At 48.7% G+C, this 25,266-nt stretch carries 22 protein-coding genes and 2 tRNA genes; 8 read left to right on the plus strand and 16 right to left on the minus strand.

The window, feature by feature from the left end; genetic code table 11:
- Positions 1–78 precede the first annotated feature (78 nt).
- The 8 genes from GP475_RS09340 to GP475_RS09375 all read right to left on the minus strand — a co-directional run bounded on the left by GP475_RS09340 (position 79) and on the right by GP475_RS09375 (position 8,411).
- Entirely contained in the window at positions 79–1,776 is a 1,698-nt protein-coding gene (locus tag GP475_RS09340; RefSeq protein WP_187974131.1) for an FAD-dependent oxidoreductase, read from the minus strand.
- Positions 1,773–2,552: a sugar phosphate isomerase/epimerase family protein gene (locus GP475_RS09345; protein ID WP_187974132.1), complete on the minus strand. Its 780-nt coding sequence runs from the start codon at positions 2,550–2,552 to the stop codon at positions 1,773–1,775. Before GP475_RS09345 ends, GP475_RS09340 begins: the two co-directional genes overlap by 4 nt.
- Before the next feature lie 19 nt (positions 2,553–2,571).
- Positions 2,572–3,909 carry an MFS transporter gene (locus GP475_RS09350; RefSeq protein ID WP_187974133.1) on the minus strand — a complete coding sequence of 446 codons (1,338 nt, stop codon included), beginning with the start codon at positions 3,907–3,909 and terminating at the stop codon, positions 2,572–2,574.
- Positions 3,910–4,093: 184 nt separating this feature from the next.
- Entirely contained in the window at positions 4,094–4,873 is a 780-nt protein-coding gene (locus GP475_RS09355; protein WP_187974134.1) for an IclR family transcriptional regulator, read from the minus strand.
- Positions 4,874–4,889: 16 nt separating this feature from the next.
- The gene (locus GP475_RS09360; protein ID WP_187974135.1) at positions 4,890–5,357 is read right to left on the minus strand and encodes a MaoC family dehydratase; all 468 of its coding nucleotides are present in this window, start codon (positions 5,355–5,357) and stop codon (positions 4,890–4,892) included.
- Between the two features lie 55 nt (positions 5,358–5,412).
- Positions 5,413–6,600: an acyl-CoA dehydrogenase family protein gene (locus tag GP475_RS09365; protein WP_223144650.1), complete on the minus strand. Its 1,188-nt coding sequence runs from the start codon at positions 6,598–6,600 to the stop codon at positions 5,413–5,415.
- On the minus strand, positions 6,597–7,478 hold the full coding sequence (locus GP475_RS09370; protein ID WP_187974136.1) for an amidohydrolase family protein: 882 nt from the start codon (positions 7,476–7,478) through the stop codon (positions 6,597–6,599). Before GP475_RS09370 ends, GP475_RS09365 begins: the two co-directional genes overlap by 4 nt.
- Before the next feature lie 9 nt (positions 7,479–7,487).
- Positions 7,488–8,411 carry an SDR family NAD(P)-dependent oxidoreductase gene (locus tag GP475_RS09375; RefSeq protein WP_187974137.1) on the minus strand — a complete coding sequence of 308 codons (924 nt, stop codon included), beginning with the start codon at positions 8,409–8,411 and terminating at the stop codon, positions 7,488–7,490.
- A gap of 160 nt (positions 8,412–8,571) precedes the next feature.
- Here GP475_RS09375 and GP475_RS09380 point away from each other — a divergent pair, with 160 nt between their 5' ends.
- The 3 genes from GP475_RS09380 (at position 8,572) to GP475_RS09390 (ending at position 12,051) form a co-directional block, all read left to right on the plus strand.
- Positions 8,572–9,036 (plus strand): MarR family winged helix-turn-helix transcriptional regulator, encoded by a 465-nt coding sequence (locus tag GP475_RS09380; RefSeq protein ID WP_187974138.1) that lies wholly within the window; start codon positions 8,572–8,574, stop codon positions 9,034–9,036.
- Between the two features lie 107 nt (positions 9,037–9,143).
- Entirely contained in the window at positions 9,144–10,481 is a 1,338-nt protein-coding gene (locus GP475_RS09385; protein ID WP_187974139.1) for an MFS transporter, read from the plus strand.
- 16 nt (positions 10,482–10,497) lie between these two features.
- The gene (locus GP475_RS09390) at positions 10,498–12,051 is read left to right on the plus strand and encodes an acyl-CoA synthetase (RefSeq protein ID WP_187974140.1); all 1,554 of its coding nucleotides are present in this window, start codon (positions 10,498–10,500) and stop codon (positions 12,049–12,051) included.
- A 70-nt stretch (positions 12,052–12,121) separates the two neighbouring features.
- Here GP475_RS09390 and GP475_RS09395 read toward each other — a convergent pair whose 3' ends face one another.
- The 3 genes from GP475_RS09395 to catA all read right to left on the minus strand — a co-directional run bounded on the left by GP475_RS09395 (position 12,122) and on the right by catA (position 14,469).
- Positions 12,122–12,415, minus strand: coding sequence for a muconolactone Delta-isomerase (locus GP475_RS09395; protein WP_187974141.1), 294 nt, complete (start codon positions 12,413–12,415; stop codon positions 12,122–12,124).
- A gap of 7 nt (positions 12,416–12,422) precedes the next feature.
- Complete coding sequence (locus GP475_RS09400; protein WP_187974142.1) at positions 12,423–13,547, minus strand: muconate/chloromuconate family cycloisomerase; 1,125 nt, start codon at positions 13,545–13,547, stop codon at positions 12,423–12,425.
- A 67-nt stretch (positions 13,548–13,614) separates the two neighbouring features.
- Positions 13,615–14,469, minus strand: coding sequence for a catechol 1,2-dioxygenase (gene catA / locus GP475_RS09405; RefSeq protein WP_187974143.1), 855 nt, complete (start codon positions 14,467–14,469; stop codon positions 13,615–13,617).
- 608 nt (positions 14,470–15,077) lie between these two features.
- Between catA and benA the strand changes: the two genes are divergently transcribed.
- From benA to GP475_RS09430, 5 genes are all read left to right on the plus strand, one after another.
- Positions 15,078–16,562, plus strand: coding sequence for a benzoate 1,2-dioxygenase large subunit (gene benA / locus GP475_RS09410; protein ID WP_187974144.1), 1,485 nt, complete (start codon positions 15,078–15,080; stop codon positions 16,560–16,562).
- A gap of 26 nt (positions 16,563–16,588) precedes the next feature.
- Positions 16,589–17,095: a benzoate 1,2-dioxygenase small subunit gene (benB, locus tag GP475_RS09415; RefSeq protein WP_223144651.1), complete on the plus strand. Its 507-nt coding sequence runs from the start codon at positions 16,589–16,591 to the stop codon at positions 17,093–17,095.
- Between the two features lie 8 nt (positions 17,096–17,103).
- Positions 17,104–18,126 (plus strand): benzoate 1,2-dioxygenase electron transfer component BenC, encoded by a 1,023-nt coding sequence (benC, locus tag GP475_RS09420; RefSeq protein ID WP_187974145.1) that lies wholly within the window; start codon positions 17,104–17,106, stop codon positions 18,124–18,126.
- A gap of 122 nt (positions 18,127–18,248) precedes the next feature.
- The gene (locus GP475_RS09425) at positions 18,249–19,079 is read left to right on the plus strand and encodes a 1,6-dihydroxycyclohexa-2,4-diene-1-carboxylate dehydrogenase (protein WP_394367384.1); all 831 of its coding nucleotides are present in this window, start codon (positions 18,249–18,251) and stop codon (positions 19,077–19,079) included.
- Between the two features lie 85 nt (positions 19,080–19,164).
- Positions 19,165–21,825: a LuxR C-terminal-related transcriptional regulator gene (locus tag GP475_RS09430; RefSeq protein WP_187974146.1), complete on the plus strand. Its 2,661-nt coding sequence runs from the start codon at positions 19,165–19,167 to the stop codon at positions 21,823–21,825.
- A 65-nt stretch (positions 21,826–21,890) separates the two neighbouring features.
- Here the strand turns inward: GP475_RS09430 and GP475_RS09435 are convergent, their stop codons facing one another.
- The 5 genes from GP475_RS09435 to GP475_RS09455 form a co-directional block, all read right to left on the minus strand.
- Complete coding sequence (locus GP475_RS09435; protein WP_187974147.1) at positions 21,891–22,517, minus strand: ATP-dependent Clp protease proteolytic subunit; 627 nt, start codon at positions 22,515–22,517, stop codon at positions 21,891–21,893.
- Between the two features lie 18 nt (positions 22,518–22,535).
- Positions 22,536–23,141, minus strand: a complete 606-nt coding sequence (locus tag GP475_RS09440; RefSeq protein ID WP_187974148.1) for an ATP-dependent Clp protease proteolytic subunit — start codon at positions 23,139–23,141, stop codon at positions 22,536–22,538.
- Positions 23,142–23,363: 222 nt separating this feature from the next.
- Positions 23,364–24,713 carry a trigger factor gene (gene tig, locus GP475_RS09445; RefSeq protein ID WP_187974149.1) on the minus strand — a complete coding sequence of 450 codons (1,350 nt, stop codon included), beginning with the start codon at positions 24,711–24,713 and terminating at the stop codon, positions 23,364–23,366.
- A gap of 85 nt (positions 24,714–24,798) precedes the next feature.
- Positions 24,799–24,872, minus strand: a tRNA-Pro gene (locus GP475_RS09450).
- A gap of 180 nt (positions 24,873–25,052) precedes the next feature.
- Positions 25,053–25,127 (minus strand) — tRNA-Gly (locus GP475_RS09455).
- Positions 25,128–25,266: the final 139 nt, after the last annotated feature.

Genomic DNA, 25,266 nt, shown 5'->3' on the forward strand with positions numbered 1-25,266 from the left:
TTACCTATTCAAAGTTCATTGGTGTGGAGACATTATATATCGAATTATATATTGCATACAATAGTTTCTTTACTTATTTTAATCCCTCCCCTCTGAAATAAACTCCCCCACCAGAAATCCAAAGGTAAGTGCAGGCCCCAGGTTTGTGCCCCCGGCAGGATAGTAGCCTGACATGATACTAGCTCGATCATTTCCGGCACTAAATAAACCAGGAATTGGTTCACCGTCACGTTTTATAACTTGCCCCCGTTCATTGGCCGCGATTCCTGCAAAAGTTCCAAAACTTCCCGGAACCACGCGAACGGCATAGAATGGCGCTTTCTCAATCGCTCCCAGCGAAGGATTAGGGAGGTTCTCTTGATCACCTCCGTAACGGTTAAAAGGCGTGCTACCACGGCCAAACTCCGGATCCACACCTCGTTTCGCGTTTTCATTAAATTCTCGGATGGTATTTGCCAAAACTTCCGGATTAATTCCACATTTCCGAGCAAGCTCTTTGATGGTTTTTCCTTTAACTAAATATCCACTCCGGAGATAGGGAGTTAAAGGGATAGGGAACGGTTTCGCCATACCTAAGGGATAACGTCGAACAAACTGGGAGTCTGCGATTTGCCACGATTGTACAGGTTCACCTTTAGGGGTTTTATTAATCAAAGCTGATACGTAATCATGATATCCATTAGCTTCATTTACGAAGCGTTTTCCATTTGATAAGACACCTATGCTGCCCGGTTTTGCTCGGTCCATAATATGCGGAAAGACACCCTGTTTTCCATTGAAATAAGGAACTAGAGAAACGGGACACCATGCTGCAGGAGAAGAATAATCATCGATTCTTAAATATCCACCCACACTTTCAGCGAGGCGTAAACCATCACCACACGCAGCATCTGGGGCTAGCGTATAATGCTTTTGCCCCGAGAGGGCTTTCGGAAAATGTTTTCCGACTAGTGTCTTATCTGCCGGAAACCCGCCTGTAGCTAAAACCACCCCATATTTCGCCTTAATGATCTCCCCGGTACCGAGACAAACCCCGGTCACTCTGCTGTCCTCCGATATTAATCTCGTTACAGCGCTTTGGGTACGAAATACCACCCCTTGTTCCCAAGCAGACCAAGCTAAACGACCCACCAGAGCAGTGCCATTAACCAATTGGCAACCGCGCCGATACCGTATCAGGTCCCACACATGATGCGTTACCCTGCGCGCGGCATGGAACAACCCTCGAGGACGAAGTCTAGCGGCAGCGAGAAATCCCATAAGATCTGGTCCAGCCATTATTCCCATTCCCAGGAAGGATGTCTCGTAGTATTGGGGCGCTAATATCTTCTGGATCCCGGGTGGCAACTGCTTAGCGTTGACCGGCTTCGGCCCCACCGAGCGGTGCCCGTTTCCAGCTCCCGGAAGATCTCCATATATGTCCTTGATCGAAGTACCCGGAACGAACTGTAGTCTAGTTTTATGGTGGAAGAAATCGACCATTCTTGGTGCCGCATCAAGAAAACTCGAAATATTCTCTTTCTGGTAGTTATCTCCTATGACCGATTTCAAGTAAGTCTGAAATTGTTCAGAAGGTTCTTGGATTCCATCCTTACGAGCAAAAAATGTCCCTGGTGTCCACGCCCATCCTCCGGAACGGGCTGTCGCGCCACCAATAACGGGCTCTTTTTCAACCACAATAACTTTTAGGCCTTGATGAGCAGCGCTGACTGCTGCGGCTAATCCCCCAGCACCAGACCCGACTACTATAACGTCAACTTTCTGCGAGCTGGTCATAACAAACCTTTCATAGATGTAGCTAACTCTTTTATCCAAGTTCCAGAATCTTTGAATCCAGCTGGATTAGGAGCTTCAATACTGATTGGGAGATCCTCTGGCAGAGCCGCTAAATACTCCGTTAATGGCAGCTCGCCTTGCCCCGGCGACAAACGGTGAGTGCGAGCCTCAGTAATCAATTCCTGATGACTGACCGGAGAATCTTTTGGAGCATCACACAATTGAAGCATCGATATGAATTCTGCATATTTGGCTAATTCGGCAGCATCAACTCCTATGCGAGCCAAATGCAAGGTATCTGCCATCACCCCAGCCCCGGCAGCTTGAGCAATTCTTACTGCCGATTCCAATGTCTGTACTGGTTGATAGCTGATGGGTTCCAAAGAAACGGCTATTCCTTGCCTCTTGGCGTAGTCTGATAAATTCCCCAAGTTGTCAATCAGGCGGTTTTCTTCCGGATCTCCGCCTGACACTGTAAAACTCCGAGCTTTCAAGCTGGCTGCTATATCAATCTCCCGAACCCAATCTTCGGAAGTTACCTCCGGGCTGAGACAAAGAAACTCAGTATCAACGACCCTTAAACCGGTTTTCTCAAGAAGACTCAACACCCTAGTATGCAGGGCGCCACCAATAGACAGGTCATGATGTGTTTCTGTTGGAGTTGCCGCCTTAACTCTTAAGCCCACAAAGTCAAAACCAGCATTTGCAGCCTTAATTATGAAATCATCTGGAGAAAGATGAAGTGCTGATAATGCAGCTAAACCTACTTCACGCATAACTATTGACCCCTTGTTTTTATGCTTCTAGCATTGAGTTTTCTTTTGAACGTTTCCGTAAGGGGTCATGTTCTGCCCCTAAGTCTTCTAGACGCACAAATGCTGTTTCTTTACTCGTCAATATAAGGAAAGCTGCGAACGCAATGCTCAATGAAACGAAACCTACTACCGCTAACCAGCCTGCCCAATCCCTAAGAACGGTTGCAATGCTTGGAGCAAAACCTACAAACACCAAACCCACTTGGTTGCCCATAGCCATTCCGGTATAGCGAACCGAAGCTGAGAACATCTCTGGGAAATAGACTGTCCAGACCCCGTTCCAGCAAGAATAGAAGAATCCTTGGTTGAGGACGCAAAGGAAAAATAGAAGTCCAATGTTACGGTCATTTAGAGCGGTGAAATATAGATACGTCGTGATAATGCAGCCTATTGCACCAAACACCAGTACGGGACGCCGCCCGATCTTGTCCGAAACAATTGCAGCAGCAGGAATTGTAGCGAGAGAAACCGCCATGGCCAATGTGTTGATCTGAACCATTGTTGCTCTGGGAATTCCAGCTACGTCGGTACCATACGTCAATGTATAAACCATGAAAGTTGTTTGGACAACAGAATAGAGAGTTACCCCGACAATTCTCAGTACGTCTCTCCACTGATTTTTCAGAACTTCTACAGCTGGAACAAACTCAGCTGGCTCAGCTTCTTCAGTTTTCTCAAAAACTGGCGTCTCCTCTAGATGAGTCCGGACAAAATAGGCAACTAAAAGAACCAGGGCTGAAAGCAAGAAAGGAACTCGCCACCCCCAACTCATGAGATGTTCTTCCGGAAGAGCAAGAAAAGGCATAAACACCAGACCTGCCAGCACATTTCCTGCCGAGCAGCCAACCATTACCGAAGAAGTAAAGAAAGCACGCCGCCCTTCCGGGGAATGCTCCATAGTCATTGTCGATGCCCCCGCAGATTCGGCACCCGCCGAGAATCCTTGAGCTATGCGACAGGCAAATAGCAAAATGGTTGCAAGAATACCAACCGAATCATAAGTAGGCAGTAAGCCAATACTAATGGACGCCAATCCCATGACCACGAGCGTGATCATCAAAGCGGTCTTGCGTCCAATTTTATCTCCTATGTGACTCATCAACAGGCCACCTATTGGACGAGCGATATATGCCACACCGAAAGACGCTAGGGAGGCAATGGTTGCGACAGTAGCATCGCCTTTGGGGAAGAAGAGATGATTGAATATTAATGCCGACGCCGAACCGTAAATGACAAAGTCATAGTATTCCAAGGTGGAACCCAAAAAGGATGCTAAAGCCGCTTTCTTTGGTGTTTTCACTGGATGGCCTGTACTCATCGTGACTATCTCCTGACTTGCTCATATCACTAGGGAGTCGTGAATCACCCCTGGAATTGACGAGAGTATGACGTGGATCATAATTCGATCTGCTAGGTTGGGCCGAAAATATCCCATTGAACGGGAAGGTTTGGGGGTATGTAGTAAAAAACTGCGCTGGTGAGTGCGAAATGCGCACCCCCGTTCAGTATGCGAATCTTTTCATGCTGGTGATTCTGATGCTTAGCTCATCAGCCGCATTCATAACCGCCTCAGAGATGTGCGCCGGATCGGCTTGCTCCGTAAGAATTGTGCAGCTAACTGCGGCGACTACTGAAGAATGGGGCCCCCATACCGGAGCAGCTATTGCCGTATTCTCAGCAACTACCCCACCAATGATATGGGAATATCCCCTTTCTTGACATAGCTGCACCTGCTCCATCACCACTGAGGTTTCAACAGGATCCCCAAAGAACGTTGGACGCAACAAAGGGCCGCCGGACTTTAATTCTTTAAGCCACTGTTGGGGCCCGAACGCCAATAACGCAATCCCTGAAGAAGTCATGAAGATATCAGCACGTCCTCCATGGTATGCGAGGATTTCAGCCTCCCCAAACTCATCGCGATAGTCCAGATTAAGCGTTTGCCTTTGCGGGAAATCAGGTATCGCTAAAGCGACATAACAGCGCAATTTCGCGTGTAAACGCCCCAGGATGGGCTGAGAAAGGGCTCGCAACCGTTCTATCGGGCTGGTCTGCAAAAACGATTCCCAAGCTCGTCCGCCTAGCACAAAATTTCCATTGTCTAGCCGATCAAGCAATCCAACCTCCAGCATTTGCAAGCAAAGACGGTGTGCTGTGGAGGTGCTAAGGTCTGCAGATCTTGCTATCTGAGAGGCGCTCAACTGAGGAGAATTTGGACTGAATGCCTGGACGACACGTGCTGCGCGGGCAAGCACCGATTCGCCTGATGAGGAATTTGCCACAGGATCAGCATACGTTCTAAGGGTAAACCCGCGTGATAAAAGTTGCGACAACTGCAGGTCTTTCCTGGCCTTCAATCTCAATATTTCCCTCAGCAACTATGTGCAATCCATCTCCTTTCACTTCTGTTATTTCGGTGATTCGAGCTCCTAGGCGAACCCTTGATCCGACTGGCACAGGAGCTGTAAAGCGCACTCGATCTAAGCCATAATTAACTTTTGTTGATACATCAGTAATGTCGAGCAGCTCAGTCCACATTGGAATAATCAACGAAAGGGTGAGAAAACCGTGGGCAATAGCTGTACCGAACGGTCCGTCTTTAGCCTGTTCAGGATCAGTATGAATCCACTGATGATCATCAGTTGCATCGGCGAATGTGTTGATGCGGTCTTGCGTGATCTCTACCCAAGAGGAATATCCCAGATCTTTCCCCTCTAATTTCTGCGCATCATGAAAACTAATAATGTTCTTGGGCTGAATATCCATGTTCTTTCCTTTCAAAGAGATTAGTTATTGAATCGAAAAATTACTTAGAGAGCAACTAGGTAAAGGCACTGATCCCGATGATGGAACGGCCTAGAATAAGGGAATTGATTTCATCTGTTCCTTCATAGGAATAGACAGCTTCGGCATCAGCGTGAAAACGTGCGACATCATTGTCCAAGAGAATTCCATTCCCACCGCAGACCTCCCGAGCCAACGCCACCGTTTCTCTTAGTCGACGAGCGGTTGTCATTTTTACTAGAGCCGAGTCCTCATCTCGGTAACACCCCTGAGCCTGTCGTCGAGTTATTGCTGTACACAGCGCCAGGTTGCTAGTCACATTTGAGAGCATTCTGCTCAATTTCTCTTGAATGAGTTGAAAACTACCCAGTGGTTGGGAAAATTGCTCCCTGCTACGAACAAAACGTACCGCGGCTTCGTATGCCCCAGCAGTTGCCCCTGCAGCTATCCACGCAACATCTGAACGCATAAGCCTTAAGCAACGAGCCACGTCTCGAAAACTATTGATATTTTTGAGTCTCAGGGCATCAGAAACTTCAACATTCTGATAAGAAATTTCAGCATTCTGCATTATTCGAAGGCTGGCTTTATGCGGTATTAATTCCAGATGTACACCAGGGGATTCTCGTGGCACTAAAAAAGCCTTAACTTGACCATCAGCTTTGTCTCTAGCAAAAGTACATAGATAATCTGCTGTATGAGCTCCACCTATCCACCGCTTTGAACCTTGAATCACCCAGCTTCCATCTGATTTTTGTTCAGCTGTAGTAGCTAAACCGCCTGCTATATCAGAGCCATGATCAGGTTCCGTTAGCGCAAAAACTCCACGAATCTGGTGTGAGTCAATTTTTTCTTTCCACTGCTCGATTTGAGATTGATCCCCACCTTCCAAACATGCAGTTCTAAATAGGCCAGCGTGAGCGTTATAGAGAGTAGCGATATTAATATCGCATCGCGCCAGCTCAAATGTACGAAAAGCGCAATACAGCGGCCGAACGTCTTCTCCACGGGCTCGAAGCAAAGGGGGATCAATAAGATCGAGGCTTTCCAAAACGTTAATAAAATTGTCCGGTAGCGTAGCTTTTTCCCACGCCTCATTAAGATACGGAGAAATTTCTTTCTCTAACGTTCGCCGGAGCTCTAACAACAATTCTTGTTCCGTCGGACTCAAATCTTCTGCGAGCGCAAATACATCACTCGGAATAACATAATTTTCCGACATCATGACAGCCCCAACACTCGGACAGCATTATCTTTAAGAATCTTTGGCCTCACCTCGTCCTTAATGGGGAGTTCAGCAAAGTTCTTCAACCACTTAGCGGGTGTAATTAACGGGAAATCCGTACCGAAAAGCAGTTTATCGCTAAGCAGGTTATTAGCCATCTTTAACAAAGATTCCGGGAAATACCGAGGAGACCACCCAGACAGATCAATGAATACGTTCTTTTTGTGAACTGCGATGGAATTCGCCTCTTCCTGCCAGGGGACCGAAGGATGAGCCATGATGATGTCTAAACCTGGAAAATCAGCCGCCACATCGTCCAAAAGCAGTGGATTAGAGTATCGAAGCTTTATCCCGGCGCCACCTCGAAGTCCAGCTCCCATTCCGTTTTGACCAGTATGAGAAACGATAGGTAGCCCAATACTTTCTAGCGCTTCCCAGAGCGGATAAAACTCAGGTTGTGAAGGATCGAAACCCTGGACAGAGGGATGGAATTTAAAACCTCGAACACCCAGCTCATGAGCCTGACGTTGGGCTTCTTTGATCGCTTCTTTCCCAGTTCGCGGGTCCACTGTACCGAAGGGAATAAGAATGTCATTATGCTTGGCGCAGCCTTCCACCAAATGATCAATCGAATTCGGATAGTGACCTAATTGAGTACGGGCGTCGATAGTGAAAACAACCGCAGCAGTGTTTATGCTCCGATATAGCTCAGCAATACTATCAATGGTGGGAGTTCTTTCTTCTGCCTTAAAATACTTCTCTGACGCAGTAAAGAATTCCTCGGGCATTGATTTATGTCCACACTCATCTACTTCAAGGTGGACATGGGTGTCTATAGCGTCGATTTTGCCGACATCAATTGCACTGTGATACAGCATTTCCCGCTCCTATTTTTCGGGCTGCAATTCAGTCGGTAATTCAGGGAATTTTTCCCCAACAGATTGAAGATTCCCCACAATGAGATCCTTGCCCTCACCTAGGAGAGTCGCATAATCCCAGCCACCTGAGTGATATTCTTCGACAACCGGTTCCGGGTGCGTCCAAACTTGAAGACGGTCACCACCAACACCAATTACCTGACCACTAATTCCAGCAGCGTCCGGGGAACAAAGAAAAGCAACAATCCCGGCAACATCTTCAGCTGTTCCAAAGCCTAATTCACGGCGAAAGAATTCCGGAATTTCTTCTCCGCTGTCAATTGCCTCAATGGCTTTTTGGAAAAAGGGAACCGTTCGCGTCATAGCTGTAGCTGCCACAGGAATTACTGCATTAACACAAACCCCTGCGCGCTTCATCTCCAAAGCCCATGTCCTGACCATACCTACAATGCCAGCTTTTGCAGCCGCATAATTGGTTTGTCCGAAGTTTCCCCGCTGCCCAGTGGGAGATCCAATACAGACAATTCGACCTTCAACACCATTGGACTTGAAGTGCTCATAGGCAGCACGGGCGCAGGTAAAGGTACCGCGTAAATGCACCGCGATAACGGCGTCGAAATCATCATCAGACATTTTGAGGAATGATTTATCTCGGAGAATTCCGGCATTTGTCACCAGACCATCAAGGTGCCCAAACTCCGTGACAGCAGCATCTACAAGTTGCTGGGCGGTTTCGCTACTCCCCACAGCAGCAACAACTGCCACTGCCCGTCCACCATTCTCTCGGATTTCACCTACGGCTTTGTCGAGGGCATCCTGATCAACATCATTAAGTACGACGCTTCCGCCTTGGCGAGCTATTTCCTTTGCGTATGCCAAACCTAATCCGGCACCTGCACCGGTTATGATGACAACCTTATCCTTGAGAGACATTCAGCACCTCTTTCTTAAATGAGATCTGCAACACATCTGAGCATTGCTCATTTAGTTGAGATTGTCAACTACCCTTGAAAATCTGAGGAGGAAAACTACGACTGTCATAAACTGGAGTGATTGATAAGAATTCCAACGAGAAGAAGTTAGGACAGAGGAGATGAGCACAAGCCGTCACCCCAATATCCCAGAGGACCATGAGCATTTACTTGACTCTCCCCTAGCTACTGAAATGCAGTTCCTTTTAGCCCGCGCCACCGCTCGGGGTTCTGGGCACGCCAACCAGGCCCTAGCCTCTTTAGGCATTAAAGTTCGTCAGTATTCAGTCCTGTCTCTAGCCTGCTCCGAATCTAAATTAACCCAACGTGAACTGGCACTTTTCCTTGGCCTTGACCCTAGTCAAGTAGTGGGAATTGTGGATCAACTGCAGCTACAGGGGCTGGTTGAACGCACACCGGACCCCACAGATAAACGTTCTCGGATTATTAGCGCCACCCACAAAGGGAGGCAGCTTTATCAGCAGGCGCAGGCAATCACCCACGCTTCCGAGAACCACACCTTAGCCCCACTCACCCCGGGAGAACGAGCGTTATTATTAGAGCTTCTCATCAAAATAGCTTTTTAACCCTCACCCCAACCACCCCTGAATAGTACGGCTAGCAAAATTTTTTAGTTGACATTATCAACGATTTAATATTCAATGTGTCCTATCCCACATTGAAGGAGGTTGAGATGTCAGCTCCAACAGCCACCGGTAGGACCAACCGGAGCAGCTCCCCTAGCGAGCTGCGAAAAGAACGCCAACGTGTCATTTTCTCCAGCTATCTTGGCTCGACGATTGAGTACTATGACTTCCTGCTCTATGCATCAGCAGCAGCTCTCGTCTTTCCAAGCGTCTTCTTCTCAAATCTTGATTCCCTAGCTGCAACCGTCGCTTCCTATGGAACCTTCGCCGCGGGGTATCTCGCCCGCCCCTTTGGCGGTGTGATTTTTGGCCATTTCGGCGACAAGGTAGGCCGAAAGAAAATGCTGATGATCTCCATGTTCATCATGGGTATTGCGTCCACCCTCATCGGTTGTGTCCCATCAGCAAGTAGCATTGGCTCGTGGGGAGCTATCATTCTGGTTCTCTTACGAGTTTGTCAAGGAATCGCCGTTGGTGGCGAATGGGGTGGGGCAGCGTTAATGGCCCTTGAGCATTCGCATCAAAAGTCCAGAGGCTTCGCCGCGTCCTTCGTTAATGCCGGTGCTCCTTCGGGTTCCGCACTAGGAACGCTGGTACTAGGCCTGGCAGCCTCACTGACCTCAAGTGAAGATTTCCTGGCCTGGGGGTGGCGCATTCCCTTCCTGATGTCATTCTTATTGCTCATCCTCGGCCTTGTGATTCGGTCGACAGTGTCCGAGTCCCCCATGTTTACCGCGGCCATGAAGAAATTAGATGAGCAACAACGCGGAAAACCGTCCTTTCCGATTGTGGAGGTTCTCCGTAACCCTAAGACCGTAATCTTAACTATGCTTGGCGGCGCTTCTGGTTTTGCACTTCAGGTATTGCTATCCACTTTCTCTGTAAAATACGCCACGGAATATGGCGCCCAGCGCTCAACCGTTCTCTACATGTTCGCGCTGGCTTCGATTATTTCAGTACTATTTGTTATTTCCTTCGCTGCGTTATCAGACCGTTTCGGACGCAAGCCAGTAATGATCTCTGGTCTAGTGCTATTTATCGCCTATGTTTATCCGATGTTCTGGCTCTTGCGCTCCAATAATGCTTTCTTCATTTTCCTTGCTTTTACTTTAGCTCTCGCGATACACGCCCTGGTTTTTGGCCCATTAGCAGCTTTTATCTCTGAGCAATTCGGAACCGGTTCCCGATACACCGGGGCATCTTTAGGCTACCAATTCGCAACCCTCATCGGAGCTGGCTTCACCCCGTCTATTTTGGCTTACTTCTACAACCCGGGCTCCGGAGCGTCCATCACACCCGTCGTTATTTTCTTAGTCTTCATGACCATTGCTTCTGGAATCGCCATTTTTCTTACACGAGAGACCCGACACGTAGATATCCGTTGATTTTCTAAGGAGCCTCATGTTTAACCACAGTATCGGTACCTGGATCCACCGTCGTCGAATCAAATCAGCAGATCATCCCGCAATAATTTATGACAATGAACATATAACCTACAGCCAATTGGCTGAAGAGATTGATAAAACATCACAAGCTTTACTTTCACTGGGGGTAAAGGGTGGAGACCGAATCGCATTTTTGGGTGAAAATTCTGTTGAGTTTATTCAGGCTTTATGCGGAATTACACAAGTAGGAGCAATCTTTGTACCTATTAATACCCGCCTGGCAGCTCCCGAAATATCGTTTCAACTACAAGATACCCTTCCCAAAGTATTCATCTGCGCTGAGGAACTGCTCACAACAGGTTTAGACGCCATAAAAGACACGGAAATTTCAACTCTTATAGTTATCGGTCACATTCCCAATAACTGTACGTTTCCAGACAATCTAGAAGTCCATACCTGGTCAAAAGTCGTGGATAATGCTGCGAACCTGCACCCCCAAGCCTCGGTTGATCTTCACGACGCTGCCATGATCTTGTTTACCTCGGGAACAACCGGCAATCCTAAAGGAGCAGTACTCAGCCACGAAAATTTAGTATGGAATACCTTTAATGTCATTACAGACTACGACTACACATCTCAAGATGTTGCCCTCATGATTTCTCCTATGTTCCATGTTGCTGCACTAGGAATGGGAGTTTTGCCGGTCCTCTTAAAAGGCGGGACTGTCGTTTTAGAAAAGCAATTTAGACCAGACAGGGCGTTGAAACTCATCGAACAATACGGTGTCACCAGTATGTCCGGAGTTCCAACCACCTACCAAATGCTGTGTGATCATCCAGACTGGTCCACTACCGATATCTCTACTCTGCGGCAACTAACCTGTGGAGGATCGGCTGTTCCCTCCCGCGTGCTGGACGCATACGAAGAGCGCGGACTTCGTTTCACTATGGGGTATGGAATGACTGAAACTAGCCCAGGAGTTACTAGTCTGCCAGGCCGTTATTCACGGGAGAAGCAAGGATCAAGCGGACTCCCGCATTTTCATACCACTATTCGCATTGTGGATCTCTTCGGCAACCCAGTACCTGTCGGAAAAGAAGGCGAAATTCAAGTTTCTGGCCCTAATGTCATCGAACATTACTGGAATCGGGATGAAGCTAATCGCTCTTCATTCGAACACGTCGATGGTGCAGTTTGGCTTCGTACTGGCGATCTCGGCTATCTAGATGACCAAGGTTTTCTTCACGTTTCAGATCGAATTAAAGACATGATTATTTCAGGAGGCGAGAATATCTACCCGGCGCAGGTAGAAAATGAAATCGCCAAATTAGAGGGAGTGGCGACGGCTGCCGTATTCGGCGTTCCTGATCAACGATGGGGTGAGGTCCCACGAGCGGTAATCCAAATGCGTGAAGGCTACCATCTCAATGAAGCGGACGTCGTGGAATATCTCTCGTCCCGGCTGGCTCGTTATAAGGTACCCAAGACGATTTTCTTTGTGGATGAGTTACCCCGTACTGCCTCTGGGAAGGTGAAAAAGCACGACCTTCGGAAGAATTACGGCGAGTAGTCTCTTTCCTCTCTTTTCACACCTTAGGTAGTCGGAGTCGCGTTTTCGACCTCAACTACCTCCCCCGGTCTTATTCCTGGAAATAGTAGTGCAAAGCGTTGGGGTGCCGAGAAAGTGGCTCAATTTTAATATCCATGTATTGAAACATCGGAAAACCAGTCATTATCTCATGGAGATGATCGTGGTCTCGGACGTTATAAATCGAATAATTTGAATACTGACCAGCGACTCTCCAAATCGCTTTCATAATCCCTTTTTCCTGCAGCGCTGCAGAATAGGCTTTCTCCCGTTGTTGGTATTCACGGATCTCTTCAGGTGAAAGAGATTCCGAAAATTCCACAGTCATTCTAGCTATGAATAGCATTTCGGTCTTACTTCCTTGTGAATTTCTCAACTTGGGTCCAATCTGGATTCACTCCTAGACCCGTTCCTTTTGGAAGAGCCACCTCTCCCTTTTCATAGATGAATTCTTCCTGAATGTAGGAATCAGCGAGCAATAGCGGGCCAAAGAGTTCGCTCCCAAAATTGATGGCCGGGGTGGACATTGAAAAATGTAAGGTTGCGGCAGTTCCTATGGGACCTTCAAGACTTGTAGCAGCATGACAGGCCAAACCAGCTGCTTCTGCAATCGCTGCAACCTTCTTAGCTTCCGAGAGTCCACCGACCTTTGTGGTCTTGATCGCTAGGACATCAGCAGCTTCAGCGTGGACAACACGAAGAGCGTCGGCCGGGGAGCATACTGATTCATCAGCCATGACCGGGACATGGCATCTATGCCTGATCTCCGTGAGGAGACCTAAATCATGCGCTGGAGTGGGTTGTTCAAAGAGCTCAACCCCCGCTTCCGCAAGAAGTGGCAGGAAAGTTAAGGCTTCCAAGCGTCCCCACCGGGCATTGACATCAATCCTAAAACCAAATTGGTCTTTCTTTGAGCTAACAAGTTCCGCAATTCGATGACAATCTCGCTGAGGATCTCCAGATCCCATTTTGAGCTTGAAAGACTCAAATCCGAAAGCCTCATGCTGCTCCTCGACTTCCTCGAGAGCCTCTTCTAAAGGCAGAACCCCTAAAGCCCAGGTGACTGGGATGGATTTCCTAAAGGCTCCACCCAAAAGATCAACTAAAGGTAATCCAAGCGCACGCGCCCACGCATCATACATTGCGATCTCAAGGGCTGCTTTAGCGAATCTGTTTTTGGCAACTATTGTTCCGGCCAGTCCGATAAAGTCGCTGACTTCATTGACATTCTTTCCGATGACAAGCGGTTTTAAGTATTTTTCAATGATCGCTTGCATCGTCTCGACTGATTCACCGCCCCACCACGGCCCGCCGGGGACGACCCCTTCCCCATAGCCGACGGCGCCGTTCTCCAGGCTTAGCTTCACCAAGAGAATAGACTGGAATTCTGCCACAGTAGTGGCAAAACCGTGAGGGCGAATAAGAGGTACATCCAAAATTCGAGTCTCGACCGACCTTATTCTTAAGTCACTTCTCATCTCTAACCTCCACGACAATCTATTGTCGAGATGTACTTATCAGGGCCTTGGTGTGAGCGATCAGTTCCTAGCTTTCCTTATCGAGAGCAAAGTTGTAAGTAACCGAGCTGGACCCGTCGCTCTCCTGCTGTAAGTCCAAAATAAGTTCCGGTTTGACAGCAGTTGCCACATCGTTATCGGTGTAATCTCCACCTTTGAAGTACAACTGAGTAGTAATCTCCCGGTAACCAGGATGCTTTACCATTAAGTGGAGATGAGCTGGACGCCAGGGATGTCCACCGTAGGATTCAATAAACCAGCCAGTTGGCCCATCGTGAGGAATCTGATAAGGAGCCGGGCGAAGAGTTTTCACGTCGTAACGGCCTTCTTCGTCAGTAACAATGGTGCCACGAAGATTCCATTCGGGAATCCCAGGAGCGAACTGGGAGTAATATCCCTCTTCGTCAGCATGCCACAATTCGACGGTGGCTCCACCAAGACCATTCCCTTCAAGGTCTGTTACCTGACCCTGGAAGAAGAGAGCAGGAGCAGCCTTATCCTGATCACGCATAGGCATTTCACACTGAGCGGGGAGTTTAGGTGCGTTCGGAACATAGTACGGACCTTCGATAGAACCCTTAGTTCCCACATAGGAGTGGCGGTCATAGTTAATCTTCTCAATCTCATGCTCAAGGAACACATCAAGCCAAAGGGGCCATTCACCATATTCGCCAATCTGGATCAACCAGTTTTTCAATACGCGGTACTCATCGTAGGTAACTTGGTGCTTCTGGGCGATCTGACCTAGCGCATCCAAAACATCCTTGTAAATGGCGAAAGCGCGCTCTTTAGAAGTGTCAGAATGCACCTGTACATTTTTGAACTTATCGGTGGCTTTCGACCCGGAATCCTGAGCAGTTGGGGTGGGCTGGGTTTGAGACATATCTATTCTCCTTTGAGATAAGTGAGGGATAGATCACCAATTCACATGATCTAACAACGGAACCAATTTCAATATGTCTCAGATCACATCTCTTCTCAAGCTACAAAACCAATACATAAGGAATTTACCTAAGCGCTTGATGGTGAAAATCCCACGAATGTCCACATAAAAAAGCAGATTGATTTTGTATATTCACTCACTGCCCGAGAAACCCTGAATAGACACTAGGGAAACCCCTAAGAGCTACCGGGGGAAGAAACGGGGGTGAACCGACAGCACCTCTAAGCTGCCTCGAGGCCGTCCTATCCGGGAGAGAAAGCAATACTGAGCCAGCCCAGCTCTACATGCTCATATTCCCAAAAGTCTGTCACTACCCCCGTATTGGGTAATTCATATCAATTTTTACTATCTCCAATTACAGCTGAATCTCCACCGGTCAACTCAGGATTTTTCTCAACTATCCCGTGAACCGAACATTCAACCCTAGGAAATCCCTAGGGCTTCCCCTAGCGCACCTCCTAAGTTCCTTCGTCACACTTAAGTCCAAGCCACGTTGTGTCGTGGAACACAATCTCACCCATATCTCTCTACTTGTTAGGAGCGTCCCCATGTCAGAGGGCTTAAGACATGTTTCCGAAGTCGTTGAACGAGCTTTGGATAATCGGCCTGAAGAGGGAATCGTCCGAGTTAATCGCGAGATCTTCACAGATCCCGAGATCTTCGATCTCGAGATGAAGTACATCTTTGAAGGTAACTGGATTTTTCTCGCCCATGATTCCCAGATCCCCAACCCCGGGGACTATTTCACGACAAACATTGGACGGCAGCCCATCGTTATAACTCGCGATAAGAATGGACAGCTTCACGGTCTAATTAACTCCTGTTCCCACCGCGGAGCAATGCTGTGCAGGAAGAAGACAGATAACCGAAGCACTATTACTTGTCCGTTCCATGGATGGACTTTCTCCAACGACGGTAGGCTTTTGAAAGTAAAAGACGAAGCTGACGGCGGTTATCCGGAAGAATTCAACAAAGACGGCTCACATAATCTACGGAGAATCCCTCGTTTTGAGCACTACCGCGGGTTCATCTTTGGATCCCTCAACCCAAATGTGGATTCTCTAGAAAACTTCCTTGGCGACGCCAAAGTCATGCTTGACATGCTGATTGATCAATCCCCGGAAGGCTTAGAAGTCCTCAAAGGTTCGTCCACTTACTCCTTTGACGGCAATTGGAAATTACAGGCAGAAAATGGTGCCGACGGATACCACGTCTCATCAACTCACTGGAACTACGCAGCCACAACAGGTCGCAGAAGTACAGGAGAGTCACTGAACGAAACCAAAGCCATGGATGCGGCATCCTGGGGAGAACAAGGCGGCGGGTATTTTTCCTTCCCGAATGGACATCTCACCTTATGGACTACGTGGAAAAATCCGGAGGATAGGCCGGTATTTGATCGCTTGGAGTCTCTGAAGAATCTTCACGGGGAAGCTCGGGGCGACTTCATGGTTAACGCATCCCGGAATCTGTGCTTATACCCCAATGTCTACATCATGGATCAATTCTCGACACAAATTAGAAGGTTGCACCCCGTCGCGGTAGATAAAACCGAAGTCACGATCTGGTGCATAGCCCCGAAGGGTGAATCACCGGAGAACCGGGCAAACCGAATCCGGCAATATGAAGATTTCTTTAATGCCACTGGTATGGCTACCCCGGATGATCTTGAAGAGTTCCGATCTTGCCAAAAAACCTATCAAGCGAGCGCTTTCCCCTGGAACGATATGACCCGAGGTCTACGTCAACAATCCACTGGACCTAATCAGAAAGCTCAGGAACTTGGACTTACTGATGTGCTGTCCTCGGGAGCTAGAACAGAGGATGAGGGGCTTTATCCCATCCAACATGGGTACTGGGAGCACTTGATGCTTCAAGCGATTGCAGCTGAGAGACAAGGCTCCAAGCAAGCGCAAGATGATGCAAGTTCCAGCGCAGCAACCAGAGAATACGCCAGCACTCACGCTGCTTCTCAGCCCACTAAAACCACCCAGAAGTCGCGAAGAAGACGCCGCCGCCTTCCCGCAAACTGATCTCCGTAAGGAAAGGAAAAATCCTGATGAATAATGAATTGATTAAAACCACGAGGCAAGACGTGGAGGATTTCCTTTATCAGGAAAGCCGGTTATTAGATGAACGGCGTTTCGAAGAATGGCTGGATTGCTATCATCCGGACGTCGAATATTGGATGCCGGCATGGGATGACAATGATGAATTAACAGCTGACCCACAGAGTGAGATCTCGTTGATCTACTATCCTAACCGCTCTGGCTTGGAAGATCGGGTATTCCGGATCAGGACTGAGAGGTCATCAGCTACTTCAATTCCCGAACCACGAACTGGACACAATATTACCAATGTGCAGATTTTGGAAAGAAGAGAGAATGAAATAGATCTAGTTTATAACTGGATTACCTATTATTACCGTTATCAAACTACAGATCACTATTTTGGCTCTACCTATTTAACTGTTGATACATCAGAATCTCGTCTTCTCATTAAGAAAAAGAAGATCATTTTAAAGAATGATTACATCCACCATGTAATCGACATTTATCATCTGTAGGAGTCTCTGTGAGTCATAAAATAGCTCTAGCTTTTGAGGACGGCATCACCCAGTTCATCCAGTGCGATGAGAATCAGACCATCGCAGATGCCGCGTATCAAGCCCGAATCAATATCCCATTTGACTGTCGCGATGGCGCCTGTGGAACGTGTAAATCTTTTTGCGAAGCCGGAGATTTCGATGAGGGTTCATTCATCGACGATGCTCTTACCGAAGATGAACTTGAAAGTGGCTATCTTCTGACGTGTCAATCTAAACCGCTGAGCGATATGGTGATTCAGATTGCTAGCACTTCTGAACAAGCTAAAACATCGGCTTCTTTAGCTAAGGGAAGCATTAGATCTCTGGAGAGAATCTCCCCTGGGGTCTTCAAACTCTCCTTGGCTATTGAAAAGCGTGATGAATTGCATTATCTACCAGGTCAGTACATCAATGTTTCCGTACCCACCTGGGATCAAAGTCGGTCATATTCCTTTTCCTGTAGTCCTTCAAAAAATGAAGTTACCTTCCTGATAAAGCTGACGCCCGGCGGACTCATGACTGAGTACCTCAAAGAAGAAGCCAAGATCGGAGACGAACTCAACCTGGTTGGCCCAATGGGAACTTTCTTTCTCCGTGAACCTTTGAATCCCATTCTTCTTTTGGCCGGTGGTACCGGTCTAGCACCCATACTGGCAATACTGGAGAGCCTTTCCGAGGATGAATTGTTGGATGTGCCGGTTCGGCTTATGTATGGCGTAACCCAAGAATGTGACCTAGTGGAACTCAATAAACTCGACGCATTCCGCGATTCTCTTCCAGATTTCGATTACCTAACTGTAGTGAGTGATCCCGATTCACAGCATGAATGCAAAGGCTATGTCACGGATCATATCGCCCCAGAGATGTTGGGTAACGGCGATACTGATGTTTATCTTTGTGGACCCCCACTGATGGTTGAGGCCGTGCGGAAATTCCTCGCCGCCCAGGAAAACCCACCCCAAAATTTCTACTTTGAAAAATTCACGTCTCCGGTAAGTGCTGTTTCTTAACAGATCAGGTTCCAGAATTTTACAGCACAAGACACCGGTCTTTCTGCGGAATGCATTCCTTCCTCATCCGCTACCCCGTCTTCCAATATTCGCTGGATACATGAAAGGGTTGAACTTCAACGATGCCAGCTCCCACCGGCCCAGAACCTAAAATGGATTCAATTTATTTTCACCCCAACCGATTTTCACATAGCAATGTTTTAGTAACCGGGGCAGCTCAAGGCATAGGAAAAACTGTGGCGCTGCGTTTAGCTCTAGAAGGAGCCAATCTTGCCCTAGTTGACCGTGATGCCAGTGTCCATGAATACGCCGCTGAGTTGCAACAGTCCTGTACCGGGAAAATCTTTTCTGTCACGGCAGATTTAGAGAACTGGGAGGGTGCCCAAACCATGGTTGATGAAACCCTTAGTCAACTGAATTCGATTGACATCGCTATCAACGCGGTAGGTGGCACTATTTGGGCAAAACCATTCGAACGATACTCAGATGAGGAAATCATCCGAGAAATTGATCGGAGTTTATTCACCACGCTGTGGTCAGTAAGAGCGGAACTTCCCGGAATGATCGAGCAACAGAAGGGAACGATTATCAACGTTTCTTCGGTTGCTACAGCTGGCATCAATAGGGTCCCATATGCCGCAGCTAAAGGAGGTGTTAATGCTTTAACTTCAGCTCTTGCAAGGGAGGCTGCATCACATGGGATAAGGGTTGTTGCGACGGCACCAGGTGGAACTCTGGCCCCCGCACGCGATATTCCTCGGGGCCCGGTCCCCCAGAGCGATGAAGAGCGAGCTTGGTATCAAGACATTGTTGAACAAACGCTTGACTCTTCATTGATGGGTCGATATGGAACACTAGAGGAACAAGCTGCAGCGATAACTTTTCTCGCTTCAAAAGAGGCAAGTTATATCACCGGAAGCGTCCTTCCTGTCGCTGGTGGAGACCAGGGATGACCTCGCAGTATAGATTTTATAGACCGGCGATTCTAGCACTGACCATCGCGCATCTTTGCCATGGAAAACAAAAATAAGGAGTCCCATGTCACTACCTCTTGGAACCCCTTCTCAGAGACATAGCCCACTCAAAATTCTTCTGGAAAAGATCTGTCAATTGAAATCCCCTAGTGGATTTAGCTTCTTAGCAACGGGTCCTAGTGGTTGTGGCAAAAGCCGGTTAATCCAGGAATTATCACAAGAACTCTACGGCTGGTCTATAACCTCAGTACGTATTCTGTCCTGGAATTCGGCGCAAGAGAAAGGCATTGCTGGCCAAATATTCGATGAGAAATCCACGATTGAGGAAATTCTTCAACGCATAGATCATCCCGGCAGCTCTTCTTTATTCATCATTGATGATGCCCACAAAGCTAACCAACAAACGGTCTATAAACTCCTTGAGATTAGCCAAGCGGTAAAACATTCCCGGATCGCTGTTGGTTTCGTGGCAGACGAGGAACTCATCGCTACACATAACAATAAACTAAGTGAGTTAGTGGATACTCACATCCGTATTCCCCCGTTAAGTCTCCACGAGCTCCACAGTCTTGTGCTGGAACTGTTTTCTTTCCACCTTTCTCGGTCTGCAGCTCTCGATCTCCACAACATAACCGCGGGCAACCCCAAGCGAATTTTGGAGGTCCTTTATTCCGAGCCTATTGATTATTGGCGCCAAGAGAATCCGATCATTCCGCTACCGTCTTCATGGAGAACATCATTTTTTGGGAAACTCGGACACTATGCTTCTGATCCTGAGATATTGAGTGTGTTACAAGCACTGGCAATTTTCCCTCAGGGCGCCAACCCCGAAGCTATGGAAAGTCTGGTAGGTCCAGAGGCTATTTCGAAAGTGGATGCTGCTATTGACATGGGACTCGTAGAGATGCATTCCCCTCTTCTGCGGTTAGCTTTTCGTCAGTCGACAGACCGTGCCGTCGCGCAATCTCTACTGGGCCCAGTAAAGCTCAGCAAGCTTCATAAAGCTGCGTCCCGCTTTTATCATTCTTTGGGACAGATTGATTTGGAGCTTTATCATGAAGCTAGGGCGGTTCAAGGTAAGAATGATGCCCTTGCCTATCGGCTTGCGGAACGCGGAAGGGAGCTGGGCAACCGAGGTCAATGGCGTAAAGCAGCCGATTCTTTGAGTCTCGCATCCAGTTTATTCTCTTCGGAACAGGATGCTAGGGAAAGCTATTTGGATGGGATCGAGGCACTGATCGCGGCTTCAGATGTTCCGGAGGCCCGTTCTCGTTCTAAGAATCTCTATTTTGAAAAACCAGACGCAAAAACCGACTCGATTAGAGCTTATCTAGCCCTTCACGAAGGCCAAAAGGCCTTATCTACCCAACTTTTATCTCGAGCGTGGAATGAATTGGATGGCAATCCTGATTATTCCGACGCGCTAAAGGCGCAGTTAGCCTCTCGCATGGCCTTACTTCATCTCAATAATTGGGATCTAAAAAACATTCTGAAATGGACCGATATAGCAAAAAAATGGGCACCTCCAGAATCATCCATGGGCAAGGAAGCACACTATATCTCTCTCATTGCGCAAGGGGCTCTGAGCGGAAAGATCCCCGAAGATATTCCTTTCCCGGACGAGTCACCTATCCTCGCCCAACGCCGTCACATGGCGCTTGGGTGGTTATCACTCGTTCACGATGATCCTATCGGGGCTCTGCACCATCTCAACACACCTTCAGAAGGAGAAGGTTCTGAGCGGATCGGAGTATGGTTAGATGCCTGGCTTGGCCGCACATATTTTGTTTTGGGCCGATGGGATGACGGAATAAAGGTGGTTGAACGAGGTTTAGCCCGTGCAGAACGTTTTGGTATCCACTTCCTAGAACCACTACTACTTTGGACAGGTGCCAGCATCGCAACCTACCGCGGGGAGTCCTGGCTCGCACAAAACTATTCCTCACGCCTGGCATTCTCCCATGACACCTTTCCTCTTCAACAAATTCCCTCAGCGATGTGCAGGCTTCTGATTTCGAGTCTGCGCAACGATTTCCCGTCTGTAATGCGTGCTGGAGCTAAACTCGAATCCCTTGGGAAAACAGTTGATATGGGTCAACCGGGGTTCTGGCCTTGGGAAGATGTCTGGGCGCAGCAATTGATCCATGCTGGGAGAATTAGCGAGGCAGATCGAGTGACATCCGAGGCAGAAGAGAGATTGTCGGGCTCGAACATTCTTTCTTCCCGGGCCAAACTCGGGGTTCCCCGTGGCTCAATCCTCATTTTGCAAGGAAAAGTAGAGGAAGGCCTTAGAGTTTTTGAGGATTCCGTGGAATGCGTGGAGTCATTAGCGCTTCCCGCCTATGAAAGCCGGATACTTTATGAGTACGGTCTCGTGCTAAGACGATTAGGAAAACGGCGACGAGCTGATGAGATCTTTAGCCGTGCCGCCGAAATCTATCACATGATGGGAGCATCTGATTTCGTTGATCGCTGCAACCGTGAACGTCGGGCCAGTGGAATTGGTACCCGCACACGAGACATAGGGAAATTGACCCCTCAGGAAGAGGAAATCGCTAAGTTAGTGGCCAGCGGTGCCACTAACCGAGAAATAGCAGGCGAGCTTTATCTATCCACGAAAACAGTTGAGTACCATCTGACACGGGTCTATAGGAAGCTAGGAATTAGAGCTCGCACTGAGCTTCCGAAAGTTTTTGATAGTTATGTGGAAAACACCCAACCCTAAAAAACACGAACCCCCGGTCAGTCGTGCATTGACTGCCCGGGGGTTCCGCAAAGCATCAGGTAGGTTTAGGAGTTCAGTTTCCGATAATCGAAAACTTGGTCAATAATCCCGTATTCCACTGCTTCTTCAGCGGTAAGGATCTTGTCTCGGTCAGTATCAATACGGATCTGCTCGGCGGTGCGTCCGGTGTGCCGGGCAAGCGTCGTTTCCATTTGTTTCCGCATCCGCTCAATCTCCGCAGCTTGAATCTCCAAGTCGGAAACCTGCCCTTGAGTACCTTGGGTAGCCGGTTGATGGATGAGCACACGGGAATTCGGCAAGCAGGCTCGCTTACCTTTGGTTCCTGCAGCTAAGAGAACCGCCGCTGCGGAAGCGGCTTGCCCAAGGCACACCGTCTGAACATCAGGGCGTACATACTGCATCGTGTCGTAGATCGCCATAAGTGCTGTAAAAGACCCGCCTGGCGAGTTAATGTACATGGTGATGTCTCGGTCTGGGTCAAGTCCTTCCAGGACCAACAGCTGCGCCATAATGTCATTTGCAGAGGTGTCATCAACCTGAGTACCGAGGAAAATGATCCGCTCTTCAAACAGCTTGGCGTAGGGATTTGTCTCTTTTGTACCGTAGGAAGATTGCTCAATAAAGGAGGGCAACACGTAGCGGGCCTGCGGCATCTGGAATCCATTGCTCATGAGTTTTCTCCCCTCGCCTTAGTTAGCAGCCACCGAACCACCTTGGGCGGTGGTAATCACGTGGTCTACAATCCCATATTCTTTGGCTTGCTGTGCGGTGAACCAGCGGTCACGATCAGAATCCTTAGTGATCTGCTCATAGCTTTGACCAGTATGTTCAGCTATCAATTCAGCCATCTCTCGCTTAGTTGCGGCAAACTGTTCTGCCTGAATGGCGATATCTGCGGCTGTGCCTCCTACACCGGCAGAAGGCTGGTGCATCATAATCCTGGCGTGGGGAAGCGCAAAACGCTTTCCTTTTGTGCCGGCACCCAAGAGGAATTGCCCCATCGAGGCTGCCAACCCCATCGCATAGGTTGCTACATCGCAAGGTGCGTACTTCATGGTGTCATAAATTGCCATGCCTGCCGTAACGGATCCACCGGGAGAGTTGATGTACAAGGAAATGTCCTTGGTGGGGTCTTCGGCTGCGAGCAAAAGAATCTGGGCACACAGTTTATTAGCTATTTCATCATCAACTTGGCTTCCCAAAAAGATGATGCGTTCCTTTAAAAGCCGCTCATACACAGAATCACTCAAGTTGAGCCCCTGCGCGGAACCCTGCATCCGGGTCAGATCGGTCATAAGAATTCCATTCCTTGCAAGTACTATGAAGCTTTCATCCTCCGGGGAAAATCCCGGCTTCAAACTAGGCTACCTATCCGAATAGCGTTCTTGGGGGTTGTTCGCTGACAGCGTTGTCGAATCCCTGCTTTTGCGGTTAATAGGTTAATAACAGAAAACGCCGCCACCGGACTAGTTGTTCCGGCGTGCGACGCCATTGTCAAGACTTGTCTTCGTCGGACTTTAGTCTTCTTCGTTTTCGGTGTTATCTTCTTCCTCACCGAAATATTCCGTCGGGTCTACCGCATTACCCTCATCATCTTTCACCGTCACTCGGCAGATAGCTGCTGCAAGAGCCTTGCCCCGGCGAACATCAGAGAACAAGTTAGCGATCTGACCAGAGCTTTGCAGCTGCTGAACAAACTGCCCTGGCTCAATTCCATAGCTTTGAGCGGTAAACAGGATATGGTCGGTGAGCTCCTGCTGGGAGACCTCAACATCCTCCTGCTCGGCAACAGCATCGAGGAAGAACTGAGTGCGCACAGCTTCTTCCGCTTGCTCCTGAGTTTTCTTCTCGAATTCCTCACGAGTGGTGCCCTGTGCTTCGAGGATCTTTTCAAAGAGGTCCTCATCGCCACCGAATTGTCCCTTAAGCTGCTGGGTCTGAGCTCGAGCCTGCTCTTCCACAACCGTTTCAGGCAGAGCGAAATCAGTCTTAGCTAATGCAGCTTTCAAAACCTCATCGCGAATAGCGGCTGCTTGACGAGCCTTCTTCTGCTCTTCAACCTGACTCCGAGTTGACTCACGGAGTTCCTCCGCGGTGTCGAATTCAGAAGCCATTTGGGCGAAGTCATCATCAAGCTCAGGAAGTTTACGTTCCTTCGTTTGTTGCACGTGGACGGTAACCTTAGCTTCCTTGTCCTTGTGCTCACCCTGCTGCATGGTCGCGGTGAACTCATTATCCTCACCGGTCTTCATACCACGCAGTGCGGTATCGAGACCGTCAATGAGATCCCCGGATCCTACCTGGTAAGACAGCCCCTCGGTAGTTGCCTCATCAATCTGCTCACCATCAATTTCGGCTTTAAGATCAATGATGGCAAAGTCATTAGTCTTTAACTTCCGCTTGGTGTCTTTGAGTTCACCAAAGCGCTCACGCAACTTGTCGAGCTCTGCATCGACATCCTCATCCTCGATCTTGAGGGCAGGAACCTCAACTGAGAGCTGAGAAAAGTCAGGAACCTCGATTTCAGGGCGAACATCCACCTCAGCTACAAACTCGACCAGTTCACCGTCTTCAATCTTGGTGATGTCCACCGACGGTTGACCAACGACTTTGAGGTCATTTTCCGCACAGGCCTGCTCATACCGAGAAGGCAGCATATCGTTAACTACCTGCTCCAAGATTGGCCCGCGACCAAAGCGAGCATCAATGAGCTTCCGCGGAGCTTTGCCGCGACGGAACCCGGGGATTGCGACCTGCTGAGCGATGGCAGCATAAGCCTGATCAATCTCAGAGCCAAGATCCTCAAAAGGGACCTCAACGGTGAGCTTGACGCGGGTCTCGCTCAGCTTCTCGACGGAACTCTTCACGAGTCACTCTCCTCAGATTTCTCATTGATCTACAGGTAAATGTCACAAAGACGAGCCTTCGGGTTATCCCCATCGGCTCGTTTCGTCGGGGCGACAGGATTTGAACCTGCGACCCCCTGCTCCCAAAGCAGGTGCGCTGCCAAACTGCGCCACGCCCCGTAGCGTGTACTTCTCCAGTATCCACAGAACAGGAAGATCTGCGCAAACCTGAACGCTTTTCAACGTCCGAAGGAAACGTACGCAGTGCAGTGTAGCGGGCCTGAAAATCAGCCGAGACATTGGGTCCCTAAAAAGCGAATAGCTACGAAAAAACCCGCTGTTTCCAGCGGGTTTTCTTGGTGGAGGGAACGACGGGAATCGAACCCGCGTCTTCAGCTTGGAAGGCTGAGGTATTAGCCACTATACGACGTTCCCAGCAACGCACTAGCGAAGTAACGCGTGATTGGCACTATAGCGCATTCTGAAGCTTTGTGTGAAATCCGCACTTCGTCCCCGGTGTAGCCGGATAGATCGCTGTTAAGAAACCAGAGCGGGCGCACCGTCTCATAACAGT

It is taken from the genome of Corynebacterium poyangense (assembly GCF_014522205.1).
In the GTDB taxonomy this organism is placed as follows: domain Bacteria; phylum Actinomycetota; class Actinomycetes; order Mycobacteriales; family Mycobacteriaceae; genus Corynebacterium; species Corynebacterium poyangense.

Coding starts and splice junctions, on each gene's coding strand:
- GP475_RS09340 (WP_187974131.1), bottom strand. CDS start 1,776: ATGACCAGCTCGCAGAAAGTTGACGTTATAGTAGTCGGGTCTGGTGCT.
- GP475_RS09345 (WP_187974132.1), bottom strand. CDS start 2,552: ATGCGTGAAGTAGGTTTAGCTGCATTATCAGCACTTCATCTTTCTCCA.
- GP475_RS09350 (WP_187974133.1), bottom strand. CDS start 3,909: ATGAGTACAGGCCATCCAGTGAAAACACCAAAGAAAGCGGCTTTAGCA.
- GP475_RS09360 (WP_187974135.1), bottom strand. CDS start 5,357: ATGGATATTCAGCCCAAGAACATTATTAGTTTTCATGATGCGCAGAAA.
- GP475_RS09365 (WP_223144650.1), bottom strand. CDS start 6,600: ATGATGTCGGAAAATTATGTTATTCCGAGTGATGTATTTGCGCTCGCA.
- GP475_RS09370 (WP_187974136.1), bottom strand. CDS start 7,478: ATGCTGTATCACAGTGCAATTGATGTCGGCAAAATCGACGCTATAGAC.
- GP475_RS09375 (WP_187974137.1), bottom strand. CDS start 8,411: ATGTCTCTCAAGGATAAGGTTGTCATCATAACCGGTGCAGGTGCCGGA.
- GP475_RS09380 (WP_187974138.1), top strand. CDS start 8,572: ATGAGCACAAGCCGTCACCCCAATATCCCAGAGGACCATGAGCATTTA.
- GP475_RS09385 (WP_187974139.1), top strand. CDS start 9,144: ATGTCAGCTCCAACAGCCACCGGTAGGACCAACCGGAGCAGCTCCCCT.
- GP475_RS09390 (WP_187974140.1), top strand. CDS start 10,498: ATGTTTAACCACAGTATCGGTACCTGGATCCACCGTCGTCGAATCAAA.
- GP475_RS09395 (WP_187974141.1), bottom strand. CDS start 12,415: ATGCTATTCATAGCTAGAATGACTGTGGAATTTTCGGAATCTCTTTCA.
- GP475_RS09400 (WP_187974142.1), bottom strand. CDS start 13,547: ATGAGAAGTGACTTAAGAATAAGGTCGGTCGAGACTCGAATTTTGGAT.
- catA (WP_187974143.1), bottom strand. CDS start 14,469: ATGTCTCAAACCCAGCCCACCCCAACTGCTCAGGATTCCGGGTCGAAA.
- benA (WP_187974144.1), top strand. CDS start 15,078: ATGTCAGAGGGCTTAAGACATGTTTCCGAAGTCGTTGAACGAGCTTTG.
- benB (WP_223144651.1), top strand. CDS start 16,589: ATGAATAATGAATTGATTAAAACCACGAGGCAAGACGTGGAGGATTTC.
- GP475_RS09425 (WP_394367384.1), top strand. CDS start 18,249: ATGCCAGCTCCCACCGGCCCAGAACCTAAAATGGATTCAATTTATTTT.
- GP475_RS09430 (WP_187974146.1), top strand. CDS start 19,165: ATGTCACTACCTCTTGGAACCCCTTCTCAGAGACATAGCCCACTCAAA.
- GP475_RS09435 (WP_187974147.1), bottom strand. CDS start 22,517: ATGAGCAATGGATTCCAGATGCCGCAGGCCCGCTACGTGTTGCCCTCC.
- GP475_RS09440 (WP_187974148.1), bottom strand. CDS start 23,141: ATGACCGATCTGACCCGGATGCAGGGTTCCGCGCAGGGGCTCAACTTG.